The 2,500-nt window shown below is 53.5% G+C and carries 2 rRNA genes (1 of these 2 cut by a window edge); both read right to left on the reverse strand.

Features of this window, described 5'->3' with window-relative positions:
* Positions 1 to 171: 171 nt before the first annotated feature.
* A 5S ribosomal RNA gene (rrf, locus tag ACEXP3_RS24565) occupies positions 172 to 286 on the reverse strand.
* Between the two features lie 190 nt (positions 287 to 476).
* Positions 477 to 2,500: ribosomal RNA gene (locus ACEXP3_RS24570) — 23S ribosomal RNA — on the reverse strand (it continues 925 nt past the right edge of the window).

Raw genomic sequence — 2,500 nt, forward strand, 5'->3', positions numbered from 1 at the left:
CGGGCTGCTCCACCCCGCGTTATTTTTTCCGGGTTAGTTCCCGGGAGGGATGTCAGGCTTGGCCTGAGTTTGTCGGTTTGTTTTTCAGCAAAAAGGCCGCTTGGGAGCGGCCTCGTTCTGGGCCGAGGCCCTTTTGTTTTGTTTGAGAAGATTTGACATTGCCTTTAGCAGACCTGGCAGCGACCTACTCTCCCGCGTCTTGAGACGAAGTACCATTGGCGCTGGGGCGTTTCACGGCCGTGTTCGGAATGGGAACGGGTGCAGCCGCCCCGCCATGACCACCAGGTCGGCTAAGGGCAATGTATTTGAGAAGCTGGATTTTGTGAGCGAATAGCGAGTAGTTGGTTCGCTTTGGGCTCCTGTCTTCGCTGGTTTTGAACACGTCTTTGGTTTGAAGAGCGTTTCAGGATGTTGCGATGTCTATTCGCTACATCCTATTCGCTATTCGCTCATGTTGATGAGCATGGTCAATGAGAACGATCAAGCCGATCGAGCTATTAGTAACGGTAAGCTTCATGCATTGCTGCACGTCCACACCCGTCCTATCAACGTGGTCGTCTTCCACGGCTCTGATAGGGAATACTCGTTTTCAGGTGGGTTTCCCGCTTAGATGCCTTCAGCGGTTATCCCTTCCATATATAGCTACCCTGCTATGCCCTTGGCAGGACAACAGGTCCACCAGAGATATGTCCATCCCGGTCCTCTCGTACTAGGGACAGATCCTGTCAATATTCCTACACCCACGGCAGATAGGGACCGAACTGTCTCACGACGTTCTGAACCCAGCTCACGTACCGCTTTAATTGGCGAACAGCCAAACCCTTGGGACCTGCTCCAGCCCCAGGATGCGATGAGCCGACATCGAGGTGCCAAACAACCCCGTCGATATGGACTCTTGGGGGTCATCAGCCTGTTATCCCCGGCGTACCTTTTATCCGTTGAGCGATGGCCCTTCCACACGGGACCACCGGATCACTATGACCGACTTTCGTCTCTGCTCGACTTGTCAGTCTCGCAGTCAGGCGGGCTTATGCCATTGCACTCGACGACCGATTTCCGACCGGTCTGAGCCCACCATCGCGCGCCTCCGTTACTCTTTCGGAGGCGACCGCCCCAGTCAAACTACCCACCATACACTGTCCCGGATCCGGATGACGGACCGCGGTTAGACATCCATGACGATAAGGGTGGTATTTCAAGGATGGCTCCACGAGAACTGGCGTCCCCGCTTCAAAGCCTACCACCTATCCTACACATGCCGACACGAATGCCAGTGTAAAGCTATAGTAAAGGTGCACGGGGTCTTTCCGTCTGACCGCAGGAACCCCGCATCTTCACGGGGAATTCAATTTCACTGAGTCTATGTTGGAGACAGCGGGGAAGTCGTTACGCCATTCGTGCAGGTCGGAACTTACCCGACAAGGAATTTCGCTACCTTAGGACCGTTATAGTTACGGCCGCCGTTTACTGGGGCTTCGATTCAAAGCTTGCACCTCTCCTCTTAACCTTCCAGCACCGGGCAGGCGTCAGACCCTATACGTCGTCTTGCGACTTCGCAGAGCCCTGTGTTTTTGATAAACAGTCGCTACCCCCTGGTCTGTGCCACCCCTTCATACTTGCGTAAAAAGGGGTCACGCTTCTTCCGAAGTTACGCGTGCAATTTGCCGAGTTCCTTCAACATAGTTCTCTCAAGCGCCTTGGTATACTCTACCTGACCACCTGTGTCGGTTTCGGGTACGGTCTATAATGATGGAGCTATTTCCTGGAACCGCTTCCTCGCCCATCCAATCCAATAAGAATGAACAAGTTACGCAATCCGTCACTACCACCAGGCCCACGAATATTAACGTGGTTCCCATCGACTACGCGTTTCCGCCTCGCCTTAGGGGCCGGCTAACCCTGCTCAGATTAACTTTAAGCAGGAACCCTTGGTCTTTCGGCGAGAGGGTCTCTCACCCTCTTTATCGTTACTCATGTCAACATTCGCACTTCCGATACCTCCAGAGGCCCTCACGGGTCCTCCTTCGCAGGCTTACGGAACGCTCCGCTACCACACGTCTTGCGACGTATCCTCAGCTTCGGTGCATGGCTTTAGCCCCGTTACATTTTCGGCGCAAAGACCCTTATTTAGACCAGTGAGCTGTTACGCTTTCTTTAAATGATGGCTGCTTCTAAGCCAACATCCTGGTTGTTTTGGGATCCTCACATCCTTTCCCACTTAGCCATGACTTGGGGACCTTAGCTGGAGGTCAGGGTTGTTGCCCTCTTCACGACGGACGTTAGCACCCGCCGTGTGTCTGCCGATTAGTACTCCCAGGTATTCGGAGTTTGGTTAGGATCAGTAAGACGGTGAGTCCCCATAGCCCATCCAGTGCTCTACCCCCTGGGGTATTCGATCGACGCACTACCTAAATAGTTTTCGCGGAGAACCAGCTATTTCCGAGTTTGATTGGCCTTTCACCCCTAGCCACAAGTCATCCCAATCTATTGCAACAGATGC

Source organism: Neorhizobium fuzhouense, from assembly GCF_042611105.1.
Taxonomy (GTDB): domain Bacteria; phylum Pseudomonadota; class Alphaproteobacteria; order Rhizobiales; family Rhizobiaceae; genus Neorhizobium; species Neorhizobium galegae_A.